Raw genomic sequence first — 18,980 nt, 5'->3', positions numbered from 1 at the left:
TTACTGACCGAAGCCGCCCTCGTTCGCTCGCGTCACCGCATCCCTGGCAGCTGCCAGGATCGCGCCGGCCTTCGCCTCGCACTCCCGCTGTTCGGATGCCGGATCCGAATCGGCGACGATCCCGGCGCCGGCTTGCGCATGGATCATCCCGTCCTTCACCACCGCCGTGCGGAGGACGATGCACGAGTCCATCGACCCGTCCGGCGAGAAATATCCGACGCCGCCCGCATATGCCCCGCGCCGCTCCGGCTCCAGTTCCGCAATGATCTGGCAGGCGCGAACCTTTGGCGCGCCCGAGACGGTCCCGGCCGGAAAGCCCGCGAACAGCGCGTCGACCGCATCGCGATCCGGCGCGAGCCGCCCGACGACGTTGGACACGATGTGCATGACGTGGCTGTAGAATTCGACCGTGTAGCTGTCGGTGACCCGCACGCTGCCCGGCTGTGCCGCGCGACCGACATCGTTTCGGCCGAGGTCCAGCAGCATCAGATGCTCGGCCCGCTCCTTGGGATCGGCGAGCAGGGAGGCGCGGTTCGCCTCATCCTCGGCAGCGGTACGGCCGCGCGGGCGCGTACCCGCGATCGGACGGATGGTGATCTCCTCATCCCGGACTCGCACCAGGATTTCTGGCGATGACCCGATCAGCGCGAACCCCGGCAGGTCCAGATGATACAGGAAGGGTGAGGGATTGATCCGCCGCAAGGAGCGATACAGCTCGAACGGCGGCAGGGTGAACGGCGCGCTGAACCGCTGTGCCAAAACCACCTGGAATATGTCGCCGGCCGCGATGTACTCCTTCGCAGCCGCGACCATGCGGCCATATTCGGCCGGGTCGAGCGCTGGCGTGTAGTAGGGATCGGGAAGTTGAGCGCGCGCCGGCTGTGGCAGTGCGGCGGCAGCGAGCCGGGCTGCGACCGCGTCGATCCGGTCCTCCGCCTCACGCACCAGCGCATCTGCATCGCGCGTCGCGTCGGCCCATGCGGGCGCGACAAGGAACAGGGTGTCGGCCAGACGGTCGAAGACCAGGATCACCGTCGGCCGCACGAACATCATGTTCGGCAGGCCAAGCGGATCGGCATTGGGGAGGGGCAGCGTCTCCACCAGGCCGATCGTCTCATAACCGAAATAGCCGACCAGGCAGGCCAGCGCAGGCGGCAGCTCTGCCGGCACATCCGCCCGACATTCCGCGACCAGGTGGCGCAGTGCGTCCAGCGCCGGGGCCGGATGCGAGGTGAACGCATCGCGGTCGGTGTGCCAGTGGCGATTGACCTCCGCGCGGTTACCCTGGGCGCGGAACACGAGATCGGGGTCCAGCCCGATCAGGCTGTGCCGACCCCGGGTGGAGCCGCCCTCCACCGACTCCAGCAGGAAGTCGCCACGACCCGGCTCGATCAGCTTCAGCGCGGCAGCGACCGGCGTTTCCGTGTCGGCAACCTGCTTGCGCCATACCAGCGCCGACCGACCAGAGGCCAGCGCCGCGACCTGTGCCGCTCGCTCATCCGCGCGATGATCCGTCACGGGCTTGGCCTCAGTTCGCGCCGGAACCGTTGGCGCCGGTCAGGTCGGCCTTCAAGCGTGCTACCGCTCCGGCGTCGATCTTGACGCCGACGGTCGTGCGGACCGCGCGCGCGAACTGCTCGGCCAGTTCCCGACCGGCGTTGCGCGCCAGATCGCCGCGGGCGGCGGCGACCACCGCCGGCTGCTTGGTGGCATCGGCGGGCGTCACGCTATTCAGGCGGACGATGGCCCAGCCGACTTGCGGCACTTCCAGCATCTTGGCCGTGCCCTGCGCCATGCTGAACATCAGAGCCAGCGCCGGCGGCACCGCGCCCGGATTTGCGCCGAGCTGCGCGCGGGTGGCGGCGGCGGGGCGCGGCGCCGGCAGCCGCGCGGCGGCGAGCGCCTGAGCCAGTGGCATGCCGCTCTTGACCTTTTCGAGCAGACCGTTCGCGATCTGGTGCGCGGCACGGTGCGCGCGGTCGGTCGCAAAATCGCGTGCCACGGCCGACCGTATCTCAGCCAGCGGACGCGGTGCCGCCCGGATCACGCGGCCAAGCGCGACCACGGCGAAGCTGCCGTCGGGGCCGGTCGGCACGATCTGCGGATCGTCGCCTTCCTCTGCCTGGAACGCCGCCTGCAACACAGGCGCCAGCACAGGAGTCGGCTTGAAGCCGGGGTTGAGCGGGTCGGAGCCGTTGGCGACCAGCGCCGGCGTCGTCTGGGGCGACAGCTTCTGGTCCGCGACAACCTCATCGAAGGTGGCGTTGCGGCCCAGCGCGCCGTCGATGGCATCGCGCATCGACGCCAGTGCGTCGTTGGTCTTGCGCTTGCTCACTTCCTCGACAAGCTCGCCGCGCGCCTGATCCAGGGTCTTGCCCGCGACATCCTGCGTGGCGGTGACGCGGGCGACGGCCCAGCCGATCGGCGCACGCACCGGTCCGACCAGCGCACCCTTCGCAGCGGCGAAAACCGCGTCCGCCACCGCAGGGGCGGTCGCGCCGGCATAGGCGGCCTTGGTCACGCCGGCCTGGGTGGACGCTTCCAGCCCAGCGGAACGGGCCGCATCGGCGAGTGAGGCGCCGCCCCTGACCTTGTTCGCAATGGTGTTGGCGGTCGCCTGGTCCAACGCGATCACCTGTTCCACCGTGCGCTTCTGCGTGGCGGCGAAGCGGGTCTTGTCCGCGCTGTAGGCGGTGGCGATCTCGGCGTCCGTCGGCGCCGCGCGCGCCTTGACCGCGTCGGGCGTCACCACGGCGTAGCGGACCTGGCGGCGCTCCGCGACGGTGTAGCGATTGGCGTTGCGCTTGTAGAACGTCGCGACCTCCGCATCGGTGGGGGCAGCACCCGTGCCGCCGGCCGCGTCCGGGATCATACCGACCAGACCCTCACGACGTTCCAGCAGCAGCGACGCGTACGGCACCGCGACCTGATCGGGCACCTGGGTCGCGCCCTGAACGGGCAGGATCAGCTGTTGTGCGATCATCTGACGCGCGATGTCGGCGCGTACGCCCGCGTCGGTCAGGTGCCGGTCTGCGAGCAGGCGCTGATAGGTGGCGGGATCGAACTTGCCGTTGGGACCCTGCAGGCCGGGGATGCTGGCCAGTTGCCCGTCCACGCTGCGTTTGCTGACCACCATGCCCTGCTTGGCAGCAAACTGCTCGAACGCGACGCCCGTCACCAGCTGATCGAGATTGGCGTCCAGGCCGCCCTGCGCGATATACTCACCCACGTTCACCGACGGCTGTTGCTGGCGGATCGAGTCGAGCTCGGCCTGAACGCGGCTGCGCAATTCGGCCACGCCGATGCCGGTCCCGCCGACCTTTGCCACGGAGTTGCCCGACAAACCGCCCATGCCGGTGGTGCGCAGTCCGGTTACGTCGCCCGCCGCAAAGGCGATGGCGATGACCGCCAGCACACCCAGGGTGATGATCACGCCCAGGCGCGAATTGATGATACGCCGAAAGAAGCCGAGCATGGGGTTGGGTGGCGCTCCGAAGGGAAAGGATCGCCCGCTTTAGGGACGCGAGCCGCCGCCAGCAAGCTTGTGCGGGGCGGTGGGGCCGCTATCCCGTCCGCCACACAGGGAGGGCGATATGACAAGGCGCAAGCTGGTCGCGGGAAATTGGAAGATGAACGGCACGCGCGCCGACCTGGGCGAACTGGACGGCATCGCGGCGTCTGCGCTCGCGCATCCGAACGTCGATGTGGCCGTGGCGGTGCCATTTACCCTGATCGCGGCGGCTGCGGAGCGCGTGCCCACCCTCGCGATCGGGGCGGAGGACGTGCATGAAAAGCCGTCCGGCGCGCACACCGGATGCGTGTCGGCGGGCATGGTGCGCGAGGCGGGCGCGCGGTTCACCCTGTCCGGCCATTCCGAACGCCGTGCCGACCAGCACGAAACCAGCCACGACGCATGGGCGAAAGCGATGGCCGCGCATGGCGAAGGGCTGTCGGTGATCCTGTGCTGTGGCGAGACGGAGGCGGAGCGGGACGCGGGCCGGGCCGAGCGGGTGGTGCAGGCACAGATCGAGAAGTCGGTGCCCGATAATGCGCATGCCGACTGGTTCACGCTCGCCTACGAACCGCGCTGGGCGATCGGCACGGGCAAGACCCCGACCGAGGAGGACATCGCCTCCATCCACGCGATCGCGCGGGCGAAGCTGCGCACCATGATCGGCGACGCCGCAAATGCGATCCGCATCCTGTATGGTGGTTCGGTCACGGGCGACAACGCCGCGCGCCTGTTGTCGGTCGACAATGTCGACGGCGCGCTGGTCGGCGGCGCGAGCCTGACCGCGGCCAAGTTCGTGCCCATCATAGAAGCCGCCGCCGGCCTGCCGCTGGTTCAGGCGTAACGATCGCTCAGCACCTGAAAGGCGGCGCGCAGGGCATAGGCGTCGCCGCCCTTCGGCCGACCCGGTTTCGCGGTGGGCCTCCACGCAAACACGTCGAGATGCGCCCAGGCCGTGCCCTTCGGCACGAAGCGGCGCAGGAACAGCGCGGCCGTGATCGCACCGGCAAAACCACCATCCGGTGCGTTGACCATGTCGGCCACATCCGACTTCAACAGGCTGTCGTACCCGTTCCACAGCGGCATCCGCCACATCGGGTCGCCCAGCCTCTCACCCGCGGAGAGCAGTTCGCTGGCCAGCGCCTCGTTATCGGTGAACAGTGGCGGCAGGTCGGGGCCGAGCGCGACGCGAGCGGCGCCGGTCAGGGTGGCGAAGTCGAGGATCAGTTCCGGCTTGTCCTCGCCCGCGCGACATAGCGCGTCACCCAGGATCAGGCGCCCCTCCGCATCGGTGTTGGTGTTCTCCACGGTCAGCCCGGCGCGCGTGGACAACACGTCGCCGGGGCGAAAGGCATTGCCGGCGATCGCGTTCTCGACCGCCGGGATCAGCAGGTGGAGGCGCAGCTTCAACCCCGCCGCCATGACCAGCCCGGCGAGCGCCAGGGCATGCGCCGCGCCGCCCATGTCCTTCTTCATCAGCCGCATGCCCGACGCGGGCTTGATGTCGAGGCCACCGGAATCGAAGCACACGCCCTTGCCGACGATCGCCACCCGCGGATGCGCCGCGTCACCCCATTCCAGTTCGACCAGGCGCGGCTGGCGATCGCGCGACGCGGCCCGGCCGACCGCATGGATCATCGGATAGCCGGTCGCGAGCGCGTCGCCCTGGGTCACGCGCAACGTCGCGCCGAAACGCCTCGCCAGCGCCTCCGCCTCCGCCTCCAGCTCCGCGGGGCCGAGATCGGACGCGCCGGTGTTGACCAGGTCTCGGACCTGCGCGGTCGCCGCGGCGAGGCGCAGCGTTTCGTCGATCCGGCCCGGCTCGCCGGTCAGCAACACGCGCGCGCCCTGATCGGCAGGTTTGGTGTAGCGGTCGAAGCGATATTGCCCGAGCACCCACCCGAGCATCGCCGCGCCCGGCTCCCCATTGGCCAGCCGGTACAGCCCTGGCGGGAGAAACCCCGGCATGGACGCGATCTTCCACGGCGAGGATGCGTCCTCGTCGCACACCAGCAGGGCGGACCAGTCCTCCACCCCGTTGCCAGGTAGGATCACCCGGTCGCCGGCCTTGCCGGTCAACTGATGCGCGGCGACCGCTGTGCGGGTCCGTGGCGACTGGTTGCCGAGCCAGCCGGTCCAGTCGTCGGGATGCACCACGGTGATGCTGTGCGCGGCCTGGCCGCGGTCGGGATGAAGAAGGATGTCGGCCATGGATCTCAGCTCGCCGGTTGAACCAGGAATTGCTCGTACCGGCCCGCCTCGCCAGGCTCGGCATAGGTGATGATGTTCAACGTGCGGTCGCCATAGGTCACGCGGTAGTTGCGGTTGACGAAGCCGCCGCGCAGCCTTGGTCCGCGAACAGCCTCGAACCCGGTCGGCTCACCGAGGGCCGACAGGCTGGCGCGATAGTCCGCCAGTGCCTCCGGCGTGAAATAATAGGCGGCATCCTGCGTCAGCAGCGCGCGGTCCAGCGTGCCGCCACGCAGCATGTCGAACACGCGACGGGCGGCGGCTGTCCGGGCGCTCTCGTCGCCTGTCGCCGCACCTGGCGCGACCGGTGGCAGCACCAGCTTCGCGATGTCGCGCGCGATCACCGTCTGGGCGTTGCCGAAGTCGGAGTTGGTCAGCACCACCACGGCGGTCTTGCTGTCGGAATAGACGACGTTCTCCGACAGGAAGCCGACGGCTTCGCCGCCATGTTCGACGATGCGGCGGCCGTCCTGTTGCCCGACATCGACGCCCAGGCCGTATCCCGTGTCCTTGCCATCCGACAGCTTGATCGCGCTTTCCTGTTCGGCCCATTCAGCCGGGGTCAGCAGGGTGCGGTTCAGGCGTGCGATGTCCCATTTGGCGAGGTCCGTCGGGCTCATCGCCAACTCGCCGGCGGCGTACAGCCAGCCCGATGCGGCGGGTTTCTCCACCCGCACCGGGCCCAGCGCATAGCGGTGATACCCCTGTGGATAGCGCGGGCCGACGGCCAGGTCCTGATCCATCGCCTTCATGCCCAGCGGCTTGAACACGCGCTTCTGCAGGAAGGCGAGCAACGGCTCTCCCGCCACCTTTTCCACGATCATACCCGCGACGACATAGCCGGTGTTGGAATATTGCCACTGGGTGCCGGGCGCGAAATCGAGCGGCTTCTTGGCCCAGCGATCGACGATCTGTTGCGGGGTGGTCGGCCGCTCCATCGCGGCGAAGCTGTAATCCTGCGGCCAGTAATCCTGCAGGCCGGACGTGTGGCTCAGCAACTGGCGAATGGTGATGGTGTCGCCGCCGGTGATGCCCGGCACGTACTTCGCCACCGTGTCTTCCAGCGACAGCTTCCCGTCGCGGCGCAGCAGCAGCACGGCGGCGGCGGTGAATTGCTTGGAGATGGACGCGATCTGATAGGGCAGGTCGGTACGCGCCTGCGGGATCGTCTCCGACGCCTTGCCATAGGCCTTGGCCAGCACGATGCGGCCGTCCCGTACCACCGCGATCGATGCGGAGGGCGTGCCGGTGGCCGCCAGCGCCTTCGACACGGAATCGTCGATCGCGCGGGTCTGTTCGGCAGTCAGCGATTGGGCGGAAAGGGGCGCGGCCACGCACATCGCGGCGGCACCCAGCATCAGGCGGAGTTTCATGGTACCAACGAACCAGAAAAGACCGACCGGCGCAATGTGGTTGGCGGCCGGACCGCGCGGTCAGTTCGCCCCGACCGGCACCCCGAACAAATCATGTTCGTCCGCATCCTCGACCAGGACCGGCACGATATCACCGGGGTGCAGGTGAGCGGAGTCGCGCAGGAACACCTCCCCGTCGATTTCGGGCGCATCCGCCTGCGACCGGCCGGTTGCGCCGCCCTCGTCGTCCACCGCATCGATGATGACCGACAGCGTCCGCCCGACCTTTGCCTCCAGCTTCGCCGCGGAGATGGCTGCCGTCTTTTCCATGATCCGGGCGTAACGCTCTTCCTTCAGCGCCTCCGGCACCGGATCGGGAAGCAGGTTCGCGCTCGCCCCCTCCACGGGCTCGAAACGGAACGCGCCGACCCGGTCGAGCTGCGCCTCGTCCAGCCAGTCGAGCAGGTACTGGAAATCCTCCTCGGTCTCACCGGGAAAGCCGACCACGAAGGTGGAACGGATCGCGATATCGGGACACACGGAGCGCCAGCCACGGATGCGGTCCAGCACCTTGGCATCGTTAGCCGGGCGCTTCATCCGTCGCAGCACCGACGGGGCGGCATGCTGGAACGGAATGTCGAGATACGGCAGCACCAACCCCTCCGCCATCAACGGGATCACGCTGTCGACATGCGGATAGGGATAGACATAGTGCAGCCGGACCCAGGGCGCGATCCGGCCCAGCTCCCGCGCCAGATCGGTCATGTGCGGGCGCACCTCCGCCCCCTTCCACATCCGCGGTTCGTTGCGGATGTCGATGCCATAGGCCGACGTGTCCTGGCTGATGACCAGCAACTCGCGCGTGCCCGCCGCGACCAGCTTCTCCGCCTCGCGCAGGATCGCGTCGGGCCGCCGGCTGACCAGGTCGCCGCGCAGGGAGGGGATGATGCAGAAGGAGCAGCGGTGATTGCAGCCCTCCGAAATCTTCAGATAGCTGTAATGACGCGGCGTCAGCTTCAGGTCGGTATCCTCGACCGACCCTCCGGGCACCAGATCCAGATAGGGCGACCGCGTGGCAGGCGCGGCGTGGTGGACCGCATCGACGACCTGTTCGTACTGGTGCGCGCCGGTGATCGCGAGGACCTGGGGAAAGCGGGCGCGGATCGCCTCCGCTTCCTTGCCCATGCATCCCGTCACGATGACGCGGCCGTTCTCCGCGATTGCCTCTCCGATCGCCTCCAGGCTTTCCTCCTTGGCGCTGTCGAGGAAGCCGCAGGTGTTGACGAGCACCACATCGGCCCCGGCATAGTCGGGGGACATCTGGTACCCCTCCGACCGAAGCTGTCCCAGAATGCGCTCGCTATCGACCAGGTTCTTGGGACAGCCGAGCGAGACCATGCCGACGCGCGGCGGGGAGGGGAGACGGGTTGCCATGGGAGGCGGCGCACATAGGCGATTTGCGCAGCTTTTTCCAGCGTCGGCGCAAGACCTTGCGTTTGCTGGACGAAGGGGGGAGGAGAGCGGCCATGCTAGCCATCGGCCTCATGTCCGGAACCTCGCTCGACGGGATCGACGCGGCGTTGATCGAAACCGATGGGGAGGCGCTGGTCCGCCCCGTCGCCTTTCGTGGAGAGGCGTATTCGGACGTGGCCCGGCGGGAACTGGCGGAGGCGACCGCGATGGCGCTGACGTTCGAGCGTCCGCGCGCCAGCCCGCCGCTGGTCCGCGCCGGCGAACTGATCGACCGGACGCACGCCTTGGTGGTGCACAAGCTGCTGCGCGATGCGGGTGTGTCGGCGGACGAAGTGGGGGTGATCGGCTATCACGGCCAGACCGTCGCCCACCGCCCGGATCGCGGCTGGACATGGCAGATCGGTGACGGCGCGGTGCTGGCTGCCGCGACCGGGATCGTCACCGTGTCCGACTTCCGCAGCGCCGATGTCGCCGAGGGCGGGCAGGGTGCGCCGTTGTTGCCTGTCTATCACGCGGCTCTGTGCGCCGATTTCGAGAAGCCTGTCGCGGTGCTCAATCTGGGCGGCGTCGGGAACATAACGGTTGTGGGTGGCGATGGGGGGCTGGTCGCGTTCGATACCGGGCCGGCGAACGGGCTGATCGATACCTGGGTCGAGGCGGAAAGCGGCGCGCGTTTCGATGCGGATGGTGCGCTGGCGGCGAGCGGGCGGGTGGATCATGCGGTGTTGACCGCGATGCTGGACCATCCCTTCTTCGACGCACCCCCGCCCAAGTCCCTCGATCGCAGCGACTTCACGATACAACCGGCGCGGGGATTGTCGGCCGCCGATGGCGCAGCGACGCTGACCGCCTTCACCGCCGCCACGGTGGCGGAGGCGTTGGGTGTGCTGGAAACACAGCCGCGGCGCCTGATCGTCGCTGGCGGTGGCCGTCACAACCCGACGTTGATGCGGATGATCCGGGAGAGCACCGGTATTCCCTTGGAGGCCGCCGACGCACTCGGCTGGAACGGCGACGCGCTGGAGGCGGAAGGGTTCGCCTATATGGCGGTACGGACGCTGAAAGGGCTGCCGATCAGCTTTCCCGGCACCACCGGTGTTCCGATGGCGATGCCGGGCGGAGTTATCCACCGCCCGGCATGACGTTGAAAGGCGCTCAGGCCTTCTTCTGGCCCTTAGCCTTCTTGCGCTTGGCGCGGCCGGTGTCTTCCGGCTCGTTCAGGAACGGCAGAACGGCTGCGGCCGCGATGCCGCCGACCAGAGCGGCCGCGCCCAGCACCTTGGCATAAGTGGGCAGCGCGTTGACCTTTCCGGCCGCCGTCTTTGCTGCCTCACCGGTGGCAGTGGCGGCGCTGCTGGCCTTTTGCGAAGCGGTGTCTGCGGCGGACTTCACCGCATCGCCGGCGGTTCCTGCAAACGACCCAATGGCTTCGCCCGCGGCATGCGCTGCGTGGCGTGCCTGGTCGGCAAGCGCGTCGACCCGATCCGCTGACCCTTCGGTCGTGTCGTTGGCCTTGCCAGCCTCTCCGGATGTCGTCGGCGTGTTGCTCTTTGCCGGGTCGTTGTTGGGCAGGTCGTCGTGCGACTGGGCGTGCGGCATGGCGGAGGCCGGAATATGTGACATGTTTGGGTAACCCTTGTTACGCTTGCGATGCGAACGCAAACGATGCCGATACCTGCGCGGTTCCGGACGGGCGGCAGATCGTCAGGGTTGACGCTCGTACAGGGCCCAATGCGTGCCCGACATGCCGCGCACGTACCGGCGGCCAATGGATCGGTACCGCGCGCCGCATCGGGCGAGGCGCAGCGGCATGGTTTCTCCGCCGAACCGGTCAAGGAACACGAAGCGGCTGGGGGGACAGGGACCGCGTGCGGCGATCAACGCATAGCGGCTTTGCGAGGCAGCGACCCGCAGCACACCTTCACCAGTCTCGCGATCGAACAGCACGGTTGCCCCACTCGGTGCCCGCGCCCGCAACGACGCGATCGCGACCATGGGATCGGCCCGGAGGTTCACCGCCAGCACCGCGTCCTGCCACAGCGCGGCGACCAGCAGCGCGCCCAGCGTCCCGCTAGCCACGCGCCTCGGCCAGCCAGTCGTAGAAAGCGCCCGTCCGACGACCTCCCCCAGCAGGAGCAGCAGCGCGAGTGCGACGAGCAGATAATAGCGCGCGTGCCCCGGATTGATCGATCGTAGAACAGCGATCGAGAGCGGAAAGCCGACCATCGCCAGCAGGTACAAGGGCATGCGCGAGGCACCGAGCCGCGGTGCGACCACAAGCAGCGCCAGTGCCGCGGCGATGAGCAGCGGGCTGAGAAGCGGCACACCGACCGAGAACCCCAGCACCTCCACCAAGGCGCGAAGCCACGCCATGGTCGTGAACGCCTCATACGAGCCGAAGTGAAAGCCGGTTGGGCTACGCTCCGCAACGATCCACAGCACGCTCAGCGTACCGCCCAGCGCGAGCAATGCCGGGCCGAACAGCCCCGCGACCCGGCGCGCCGCCACAGCTGCACCATGGTCCCGCCACAAGGTGTACGCGGCCCAGCCGATCAGCGCGACCACCCCGAACACCATCGTCAGCTGTGCCAGTACGCCGACGACGAAGCATATTGCCATGCCCAGCGACCGCTCCCCGGCGACCCCTTCGGCCAGCGCCCTGTCCGCCAGCCGGAGGGCAAGCAGGAAGCACAGCGTCATCGGCGCGTAGCCACGGGCCTCCGACCCCAGCGTGACCAGGATCGGGGCGGTCGCGAAGAGCAGGGCCGTGACGAGCGGGGGCCAGCGTCCCTGTCGCACGGCTAGGTTCGCCGCGACCGGGATGGCCGCCGTGCCGGTCGCGATGGACAGCGCGCGCTGGATCAGCGGCGACGCGCCCATGCCGACCCATTGCAACCACAGGCTGTTAAGAAAGTGGTTGTTGTCGTGGTTGATCGACAGGAACACGCCGGCCGGGGTGCCGACCTCATGCACCATCAACACGGACCAGGCCTCATCCAGCCACAGGCCGCCCCGCGCGCAGATGAGTCGGAGCGCCAGACCGAACAGGGTGATGGCAGCGACCGCGATCCAGCCCGAACGCGGGTGTACGCGACCCGACATGGTCACCCCCGCTGTCACGATGTCAGGGCGCGTAGGCGTCGATCAGCGCCCCGACATCATCCGGATGGCGCCCGGTCAACTCGCGTGCCGCCTTGCCCTGGCCATAGATGAATCCGTTCACGGGATAGACGCTGCCGCCCAACCCGTCCGAGTCGCGGTACCAGACCTTGACCGAGCTCCAGTCGTTGCGTGGCGAGACGTCGAACAGCGTCACGTCCTGTTCGGCATGTCCGCGCTCGCCGTTCTGGCGTGACCAATTCGCGTGAGTCAGCATCACCACGCGTTTCTCCACGACGCGGCTGACCACCGCAACATGGCCGAGCGGCAGGCGAGCGGAGCGCGGGAACACCACCACCGCGCCGACCCTCGGCGTGTGTCCCCGGTCGTAGCGGCCATCGGCCTGATCCCACCATGTCCATGCATCGCCATAGATCGCCACCCCCGACGCGGCCCGCGCGAACGGGACGCATTGCCCGACATAGTCGAGCAGGGACGCCGTGGCCGTTCCGCCAGAACACACGGCGGAGGCGGCGGTGATCGCCAGAAAGATTCGCATAGCAACTCCCGCCGGTAAGGCGCTGGAACAGGACGATAGCGGAGGAGGGTTGTGGTGAGGTGAACGAGCCGACGCGATTGGTCGCGTCCGCGGGGCAGGTGGGCGACTTCGGTTCAGGCGCCGCGCGCCGAGGCTCGTGCTTCCAGCAGCGACCACAAGCCGCGATGCTGGGCGAGCAGTTGCTGGGCGCCGAAGCTGACGGCGCGTTCGGCGGCGGGCCCGGTGACGAACGCATCCATTGCGCGGCCGACCACCGCCATTGACGGCTGGGCGGTGACCTCCACCGGGGCGCCGAACCGGTCGGCGGCGATGTCCAGCATTTCGCGTATGCGGGTCCAGTCCATCACCAGCGCCGCCACCGTGCCGACCGCGCAGCAACTGCGTTCCGATCGGGCCAGCACCGACAGGGCGTGGCGCTGACCGGTGATTGCCGCATGCGCCGCGGCATGACCCGGCGTCGACGGCAGAGGCCCGGCGCAGGCGGTCAGATGGGCGAGATGCCGCCGCTCCTCCGCGAACCGCTCCACCGCCTCGGCCATCCAAGCGTCAGCCGTCGGCGCGGCGCCATGAGAGTGCGCTTCATCGATCAGGCTGGGATGGTGGCTGTACAGCGTGCAAAGGAAATGCACGGCGTCCGCCAGATCGCGGGGCCGTGCGTTGACGCTGTTAAGCTGGCGGAACCAGGCATGGGACCCCGATCCGTCCGCGTTCACCAGGCGCAAGACGACGCTCCAGGCGCCATCCTGCATCCTCAGTGCGGGGGTTGTGGCTCGATTGTCCATGCTTCCTTCCGACCGGGCTCCCGCGCCCCTTTCGGCGCCACCGCTCCTTGTCTGTCGATCTTGTATACCGAAGCACGTAAAGACATGGTTATCATGGGGTTAGGAACCACAAATCGGCTCATTTGGCCCTGCACCGGACGGCACCAACGAAACGGCCGGCGAAGCGCATCCGCTTCGCCGGCCGTCGAACGAACCGAAGTGCCCGCCAGCTTACTGGTCGAGGAACGACCGCATCTTGCGGCTGCGGCTGGGGTGCTTCAGCTTGCGCAGCGCCTTGGCCTCGATCTGGCGGATACGTTCGCGCGTGACCGAAAACTGCTGCCCGACCTCTTCCAGCGTGTGGTCGGTGTTCATGCCGATGCCGAAGCGCATGCGCAGCACACGTTCCTCACGCGGGGTGAGGGAGGCAAGCACGCGCGTCACCGTTTCCTTCAGGTTCGCCTGGATCGCTGCATCCACCGGGATGATCGCGTTCTTGTCCTCAATGAAATCGCCCAGGTGCGAGTCTTCCTCATCGCCGATCGGCGTCTCGAGGGAGATCGGCTCCTTGGCGATCTTCATCACCTTGCGAACTTTCTCCAGCGGCATGGAGAGGCGCTCGGCCATCTCCTCCGGGGTCGGTTCGCGGCCCTGCTCGTGCAGGAACTGGCGGCTGGTGCGGACCAGCTTGTTGATCGTCTCGATCATGTGAACCGGGATACGGATAGTCCGCGCCTGGTCCGCGATCGAGCGGGTGATCGCCTGACGAATCCACCAGGTGGCGTAGGTCGAGAACTTGTAGCCGCGGCGATACTCGAATTTATCCACCGCCTTCATCAGGCCGATATTGCCCTCCTGAATCAGGTCCAGGAACTGAAGGCCGCGGTTCGTGTACTTCTTGGCGATGGAGATGACGAGGCGCAGATTGGCCTCCACCATTTCCTTCTTGGCGATCCGCGCCTCGCGCTCGCCCTTCTGCACCATGTTGACGATGCGGCGGAACTCGATCAGCGCCATGCCGGTCTGCTGTGCGATCTCACCGATCTCGGTACGGATACGGTCGGCCGCGGCGCCTTCGTTGGTGACGAAGTTGCCCCACTTCTTGTCGACCTTGCCCACCGTCTGCAGCCAACTGTCGTCCAGCTCGTGCCCGACATAGCGGTTCAGGAAGTCGGCCCGGCTGACCTTGTGCCGCTCCGCCAGGCGCAGCATCTGCCCGCCGAGCGCGGTCAGGCGCTTGTTGAAGGCATAGAGCTGGTCGACGAGATACTCGATCTTCGCGTTATGGAACTGGACGCTCTCAACCTCGGCGGTCAGTTCCTCGCGCAGCTTGTGGTACTTCTTCTCATCCGACGCCGACAGTTCGCCGCCGCCGCCCATGGCGTCCAGGCGGCTCTGCTGGATCTTGGAGAACTTCTTGTACAACGACGTGATGTTGGCGAACCGCTCCAGCGCCTGCGGTTTCAGCTGCTCTTCCATCTGGGCGAGGGAGAGCGTGTTGTCTTCCTCCTCGTCATCGGACGGCCGCGGCGCGCGGCGCTCGGTCAGGTCGTCCTCGTCGTCGTTGGATGCCTCTTCCTTGACCTCGTCCTCCTCCTTGTAGGACGGGCCGGCGGCGGATTCGCTGATTTCCCCGGAATCGTCGTCCTCTGCGCCCTCGACCTGCTCGGCGGACGGCCCCTTGGACAGCATGGCGTCGAGATCCAGGATCTCGCGCAGCTGCATCGTCCCTTCGTTCAGCGCGGTCGACCAGTCGATAATGGCGTTGAACGTGATCGGCGACTCGCACAGGCCCAAGATCATCGTGTCCCGGCCCGCCTCGATCCGCTTGGCGATGGCGATCTCGCCTTCACGCGACAGCAGTTCCACCGCGCCCATTTCGCGCAGGTACATGCGCACCGGGTCGTCGGTGCGATCGACCGTTTCCTTCTTCTTCTCGACGGCAGGCGCATCCGCGTCGCCAGCTTCCGCCTCGGGCTCGTCAGTGTCGTCGGCGCGCTCCTCGGGCTCGCCGTCCTCGCCCTGTTCCTCGTTCTCGACGATGTTGACGCCCATTTCGTTGAGCGCAGCCATGACGTCCTCAAGCTGATCGGACGACATCTCCCCTTGCGGCAGCGCCTCGTTCAGCTGGTCATAGGTGATGTAGCCGCGCTTCTTCGCACGGGCGATCAGCTTCTTGACCGATGCGTCGTTGAGATCGATCAGCGGCGCATCCCCGGTTTCCGTGCTCTCGGGGGCATCCGCCATGTTCGCCTTCGCCATCAATTTTCCTCAGGTCCCAACGCGCGGGCGTCTTCGTTCGCCTGCACCAGATTTGCAAGCCGAAGCTCCAACGCCTGTTTTTCCCTCACCAATGCGACCTGCCGTTCGAACGCGTCGTCGGTGAAGCGTGACTGCATGGCCGATGTCGCATCCGCCAGCATCATGTCCACTTCGGGCCTCGCGACCAGGATCGCGATCGCCTCGTCCAAATCGGCCTGCGCCCTGACGGGATCGGCCGACTTTTGCGTAAACGAATAGGGCATGGTGTCCGCCCTCAGCAGCTCGCCGGCCACGTCGCCGAGGCCGGATCGTGCCAATATGGTAACCAGCCGCGTGCTATCAAGCGCCTGTTCTTCCACCGCAAGATCGACCACCGCCTCGAACAGCCGGCCCAGCGCGCCGTCCGCCAGTCGCAGCGATCCGAGCACCTCCATGTGCCGCGCGATTTCCGCAGGATGGCGGATCAAGCCGGCAAGAACCGCCTTGGCCAAGACGCGGTCGATCCCCGCGGCGTGGACCTTCTTCGCGTCTTCGGTCACCGGCAGCGCCGGCTGCCAGCCGGACCGCCCGGCCGGTCGCTTGCCGCCGGTCCGTTTCTCGAAGGGGACGAAGGGGCGACGCTGCGGCGAGAAATGCGCATCGAAGCGGCGGCGGAATTCGGCCTGATACTCGTATTTGACGGAAGCATCGGTGATCGGCCGAATCAGATCAGCCAGCCTTTGCTTCAACCCGGCACGCTGCTCCGGCGTGTCGAGCGGCTCGGCGGCCAATTCCGCCTGCCACAGCCGGTCGACCAAGGGTTGTGTTTCTGCGAGCAGCTTTTCCATCGGCGCCGCACCCTTCGACCGCACCAGATCGTCGGGATCCTGACCATCGGGCAGCGTGACGAACGCCAGGCTCTTGCCCGGCGCCAGCATCGGCAGCGCCCGGTGGGCGGCACGCATCGCCGCCTTTTGCCCCGCCGCATCGCCGTCCAGGCAGACGATCGGAACGTCCACCATGCGCCACAGCCGCTCCAGCTGGGCCTCGGTCAGCGCCGTGCCAAGCGGCGCGACAGCCTCGCCGATCCCCGCTTGGGCCAGGGCGACGACGTCCATATACCCTTCGACTACGATCGCGCGGGCCGACTTCCGTGACGCCGGCGCCGCGCGATCCAGATTGTAGAGGGTGCGCCCCTTGTCGAACAACGGCGTGTCGGGGGAATTCAGGTATTTGGGCTCGCCGTCCCCGATGATGCGGCCGCCAAAGGCGATCACCCGCCCGCGTGGATCGCGGATCGGTATCATCAGCCGGCCGCGAAACCGATCGTAAGGCTCCTTGCCCTCGACCTGGATCAGCAGGCCCGCCTCCACCAGCATCGCGTCGCCATAGCTCTTCAGCGCCGTGCGCAGCCTGTTGCGCGCGTCGGGCGCAAAACCGAAGCCGAATGTTCGCGCCGTTTCCGCAGAGATGCCCCGCTTTTCCAGCACCGCCCGTGCATCCGCCCCGGCGATCCCATGAAGCTGCTCGGTGAAAAAGGCGGCGGCGTCTTCCATCGCCTCATGCAGCCCCTTTTGCCGCTCCGCCTTTTTAGCAGCGCGTGGGTCGGTGGCCGGCATCTCCAGACCAGCGGACTGGGCGAGTTCCTTGACCGCGTCGATGAAGGGCAGCCCGCGCTGATCGGTCATCCAGCGGATGGCATCACCATGCGCGGAGCAGCCGAAACAGTGGTAAAAGCCCTTGTCGTCGTTGACGTAGAACGAGGGCGTCTTCTCGTTGTGAAACGGACAGCAACCGCGAAACTCGCGCCCGGCCTTTTGCAGCTTGGTCGTCTTGCCGATCAGCGCCGACAGCGACGTGCGCGCACGCAGTTCGTCGAGAAAGGCGGGGGAGAGACTCACCCGCGCATTATAACGCCCTTTGCCGGATGACGGCAGCCGCTGGCAAGCGCCAGTTCGTGGCCGCCGTCTCGATCGTCGTCAGTTGGACAGCGCGGCCTTCACCAGACCCGACGCCTTTGACATGTCCAGGCTGGCCGCGTGACGTGCCTTCAACTCGGCCATGACGCGGCCCATGTCCTTCATGCCGGTTGCGCCCAGTTCGGCCTTGATCGACTCGATCGCCGTGCGCGTGTCGTCCTCGCTCATCTGGGCAGGGAGGAAGCGTTCGATTACCGCGACCTCCGCTTCTTCGGCCGCAGCCAGTTCCTCGCGGTCGCCCTGGCGATACATGGCGATCGATTCGCGGCGCTGCTTGACCATTTTCTGCAGGACTTCGACCACCAGCGCGTCGTCGTCGTCCGGCGCGCCGCCGGTACGCGCCTCGATGTCGCGGTTCTTGATTGCGGCCTGGATCAAGGAGATGGCGGCGCGGCTTTCCTTGTCGCCGGCCTTCATGGCGGCGATCTGGGCGGACTTGATGTCGTCTCGAATCATGCGCGTCTTATTGACGAGGGGCGGGGCGGGGTCTAGCGGCCACGGCTTAGCAAACATCGCCAAAACTTTTACCGGAGTGCCTGCCCGACCATGGCCGACGCCACGACCACCCGCGCGCCTGATGGAGCCACCGGCGTTCTCGTTCTCGCGAATGGCGAGGTGGTGTGGGGGCGCGGCTTCGGCAGCGAAGGACAGGCGGTGGGAGAGGTGTGCTTCCACACCGCCATGACCGGCTATCAGGAGATCATGACCGATCCGTCCTTTGCCGGGCAGATCATCACCTTCACCTTTCCCCATATCGGTAACGTCGGCGCCAACCCGGACGATGTGGAGGCCGACGGCCCACACGCGCTGGGCATGATCGTGCGAGAGGACGTGACGCAGCCGTCGAACTTCCGCGCGGTGGAGAATCTCGACGGCTGGATGCGTCGGCACAAGCGCGTCGGCCTGGCCGGCATCGACACGCGCGCGCTCACCCGGCGCATCCGCATCGGCGGCGCGCCCACCGGCGTAATCGCGCACGCGGCGGACGGTCTGTTCAACATCGACTCTCTGCTCGCCATGGCGCGCCGCTGGCCTGGGCTGGAGGGCATGGACCTGGCGCGGGAGGTGTCGACCGAGACGCATTACGGCTGGGAGGGCGGCATCTGGCGGCTCGGCTTCGGCTATGACGCGCATGACGGTGACCAGGATCGGCCACATGTCGTCGCGATCGATTATGGCAGCAAGCGCAACATCTTCCGCAATCTCGCTCTCGCGGGTGCGAAGGTTTCGGTGGTGCCAGCGACCGCCACGTTCGACCAGATCATGGCACTGCAGCCGGACGGCTTTTTCCTGTCCAATGGCCCGGGTGATCCGGCGGCGACCGGCGACTATGCGGTCCCGGTGATCCGGCAGATGCTCGACACGGGTAAGCCGTTGTTCGGCATCTGCCTCGGCCATCAGCTGCTCGCGCTGGCGGTGGGCGCACGGACGACCAAGATGTTTCAGGGGCACCGCGGCGCGAACCATCCGGTCAAGCGGCTGGAGGACGGCGCGGTGGAGATCACCAGCATGAACCATGGCTTCGCCGTAGAGCGCGACAGCCTGCCGCCGACCGCGCGCGAGACGCACGTATCTTTGTTCGACGGCAGCAATGCCGGACTGGCGCTGGACGATCGACCCGCCTTCAGCGTCCAATATCACCCGGAGGCAAGTCCGGGTCCTCAGGACAGTCTTTACCTGTTCGAACGGTTCGTCGGTCAGCTGAAAAGCGCGGCCTGATGGACATCGCCGGCCAGACCTTTGAACAGGCCGCGG

At 67.4% G+C, this 18,980-nt stretch carries 15 protein-coding genes; 3 read left to right on the top strand and 12 right to left on the bottom strand.

Translation table 11 applies throughout. From position 1 onward, the window contains the following. Positions 1-1,518: an anthranilate synthase component I gene (gene trpE, locus BMX37_RS10950; RefSeq protein WP_093665790.1), complete on the bottom strand. Its 1,518-nt coding sequence runs from the start codon at positions 1,516-1,518 to the stop codon at positions 1-3. 10 nt (positions 1,519-1,528) lie between these two features. Beyond that, the gene (locus BMX37_RS10945; RefSeq protein ID WP_093665789.1) at positions 1,529-3,475 is read right to left on the bottom strand and encodes a peptidylprolyl isomerase; all 1,947 of its coding nucleotides are present in this window, start codon (positions 3,473-3,475) and stop codon (positions 1,529-1,531) included. Positions 3,476-3,593: 118 nt separating this feature from the next. On the opposite strand from BMX37_RS10945, the gene tpiA reads away from it, so the two are divergent. Beyond that, a complete protein-coding gene (gene tpiA / locus BMX37_RS10940) occupies positions 3,594-4,355 on the top strand; it encodes a triose-phosphate isomerase (protein ID WP_093665788.1) in 762 nt (253 codons plus the stop codon). Here tpiA and BMX37_RS10935 read toward each other — a convergent pair. The 3 genes from BMX37_RS10935 to rimO are packed head-to-tail and all read right to left on the bottom strand — an operon-like array spanning position 4,346 to position 8,547. Continuing rightward, entirely contained in the window at positions 4,346-5,722 is a 1,377-nt protein-coding gene (locus BMX37_RS10935) for a leucyl aminopeptidase family protein (RefSeq protein ID WP_093665787.1), read from the bottom strand. The two genes, tpiA and BMX37_RS10935, sit on opposite strands and share 10 nt — an antisense overlap. Positions 5,723-5,727: 5 nt before the next feature. Next, positions 5,728-7,134, bottom strand: a complete 1,407-nt coding sequence (locus tag BMX37_RS10930; RefSeq protein WP_244501536.1) for a serine hydrolase domain-containing protein — start codon at positions 7,132-7,134, stop codon at positions 5,728-5,730. A gap of 60 nt (positions 7,135-7,194) precedes the next feature. Continuing rightward, positions 7,195-8,547, bottom strand: coding sequence for a 30S ribosomal protein S12 methylthiotransferase RimO (gene rimO, locus BMX37_RS10925; protein ID WP_093665786.1), 1,353 nt, complete (start codon positions 8,545-8,547; stop codon positions 7,195-7,197). Positions 8,548-8,639: 92 nt separating this feature from the next. Here rimO and BMX37_RS10920 point away from each other — a divergent pair, with 92 nt between their 5' ends. Next, the gene (locus BMX37_RS10920) at positions 8,640-9,728 is read left to right on the top strand and encodes an anhydro-N-acetylmuramic acid kinase (protein WP_093665785.1); all 1,089 of its coding nucleotides are present in this window, start codon (positions 8,640-8,642) and stop codon (positions 9,726-9,728) included. Between the two features lie 13 nt (positions 9,729-9,741). Here BMX37_RS10920 and BMX37_RS10915 read toward each other — a convergent pair whose 3' ends face one another. The 7 genes from BMX37_RS10915 to BMX37_RS10885 all read right to left on the bottom strand — a co-directional run bounded on the left by BMX37_RS10915 (position 9,742) and on the right by BMX37_RS10885 (position 17,681). Further along, positions 9,742-10,209: a hypothetical protein gene (locus tag BMX37_RS10915; protein WP_139198078.1), complete on the bottom strand. Its 468-nt coding sequence runs from the start codon at positions 10,207-10,209 to the stop codon at positions 9,742-9,744. A gap of 81 nt (positions 10,210-10,290) precedes the next feature. Beyond that, positions 10,291-11,688: a hypothetical protein gene (locus BMX37_RS10910; protein WP_139198077.1), complete on the bottom strand. Its 1,398-nt coding sequence runs from the start codon at positions 11,686-11,688 to the stop codon at positions 10,291-10,293. Positions 11,689-11,710: 22 nt separating this feature from the next. Then, the gene (locus tag BMX37_RS10905; protein ID WP_093665782.1) at positions 11,711-12,244 is read right to left on the bottom strand and encodes a CHAP domain-containing protein; all 534 of its coding nucleotides are present in this window, start codon (positions 12,242-12,244) and stop codon (positions 11,711-11,713) included. A 113-nt stretch (positions 12,245-12,357) separates the two neighbouring features. Beyond that, complete coding sequence (locus BMX37_RS10900) at positions 12,358-13,026, bottom strand: DUF6975 family protein (RefSeq protein ID WP_244501535.1); 669 nt, start codon at positions 13,024-13,026, stop codon at positions 12,358-12,360. Between the two features lie 210 nt (positions 13,027-13,236). After that, entirely contained in the window at positions 13,237-15,267 is a 2,031-nt protein-coding gene (rpoD, locus tag BMX37_RS10895; protein ID WP_093665781.1) for an RNA polymerase sigma factor RpoD, read from the bottom strand. Continuing rightward, positions 15,267-17,147, bottom strand: coding sequence for a DNA primase (dnaG, locus tag BMX37_RS10890; protein WP_093665780.1), 1,881 nt, complete (start codon positions 17,145-17,147; stop codon positions 15,267-15,269). The genes rpoD and dnaG overlap by 1 nt, the downstream gene beginning before the upstream one ends. A gap of 78 nt (positions 17,148-17,225) precedes the next feature. Further along, positions 17,226-17,681, bottom strand: a complete 456-nt coding sequence (locus tag BMX37_RS10885) for a GatB/YqeY domain-containing protein (protein ID WP_093665779.1) — start codon at positions 17,679-17,681, stop codon at positions 17,226-17,228. 90 nt (positions 17,682-17,771) lie between these two features. Between BMX37_RS10885 and carA the strand changes: the two genes are divergently transcribed. Next, entirely contained in the window at positions 17,772-18,944 is a 1,173-nt protein-coding gene (carA, locus tag BMX37_RS10880) for a glutamine-hydrolyzing carbamoyl-phosphate synthase small subunit (protein WP_093665778.1), read from the top strand. Positions 18,945-18,980 lie beyond the last annotated feature (36 nt).

The organism is Sphingomonas gellani (assembly GCF_900110035.1).
Lineage (GTDB): Bacteria > Pseudomonadota > Alphaproteobacteria > Sphingomonadales > Sphingomonadaceae > Sphingomonas > Sphingomonas gellani.
Note: the sequence above shows the minus strand (reverse complement) of the source record. Positions and strands in the feature narration are given on the sequence as shown.

Excerpts from the sequence above, each read along its gene's own strand:
- BMX37_RS10945 (WP_093665789.1), bottom strand. The coding sequence starts at position 3,475 with ATGCTCGGCTTCTTTCGGCGTATCATCAATTCGCGCCTGGGCGTGATC.
- tpiA (WP_093665788.1), top strand. The coding sequence starts at position 3,594 with ATGACAAGGCGCAAGCTGGTCGCGGGAAATTGGAAGATGAACGGCACG.
- BMX37_RS10935 (WP_093665787.1), bottom strand. The coding sequence starts at position 5,722 with ATGGCCGACATCCTTCTTCATCCCGACCGCGGCCAGGCCGCGCACAGC.
- BMX37_RS10930 (WP_244501536.1), bottom strand. The coding sequence starts at position 7,134 with ATGAAACTCCGCCTGATGCTGGGTGCCGCCGCGATGTGCGTGGCCGCG.
- rimO (WP_093665786.1), bottom strand. The coding sequence starts at position 8,547 with ATGGCAACCCGTCTCCCCTCCCCGCCGCGCGTCGGCATGGTCTCGCTC.
- BMX37_RS10920 (WP_093665785.1), top strand. The coding sequence starts at position 8,640 with ATGCTAGCCATCGGCCTCATGTCCGGAACCTCGCTCGACGGGATCGAC.
- BMX37_RS10915 (WP_139198078.1), bottom strand. The coding sequence starts at position 10,209 with ATGTCACATATTCCGGCCTCCGCCATGCCGCACGCCCAGTCGCACGAC.
- BMX37_RS10910 (WP_139198077.1), bottom strand. The coding sequence starts at position 11,688 with ATGTCGGGTCGCGTACACCCGCGTTCGGGCTGGATCGCGGTCGCTGCC.
- BMX37_RS10905 (WP_093665782.1), bottom strand. The coding sequence starts at position 12,244 with ATGCGAATCTTTCTGGCGATCACCGCCGCCTCCGCCGTGTGTTCTGGC.
- BMX37_RS10900 (WP_244501535.1), bottom strand. The coding sequence starts at position 13,026 with ATGGACAATCGAGCCACAACCCCCGCACTGAGGATGCAGGATGGCGCC.
- rpoD (WP_093665781.1), bottom strand. The coding sequence starts at position 15,267 with ATGGCGAAGGCGAACATGGCGGATGCCCCCGAGAGCACGGAAACCGGG.
- BMX37_RS10885 (WP_093665779.1), bottom strand. The coding sequence starts at position 17,681 with ATGATTCGAGACGACATCAAGTCCGCCCAGATCGCCGCCATGAAGGCC.
- carA (WP_093665778.1), top strand. The coding sequence starts at position 17,772 with ATGGCCGACGCCACGACCACCCGCGCGCCTGATGGAGCCACCGGCGTT.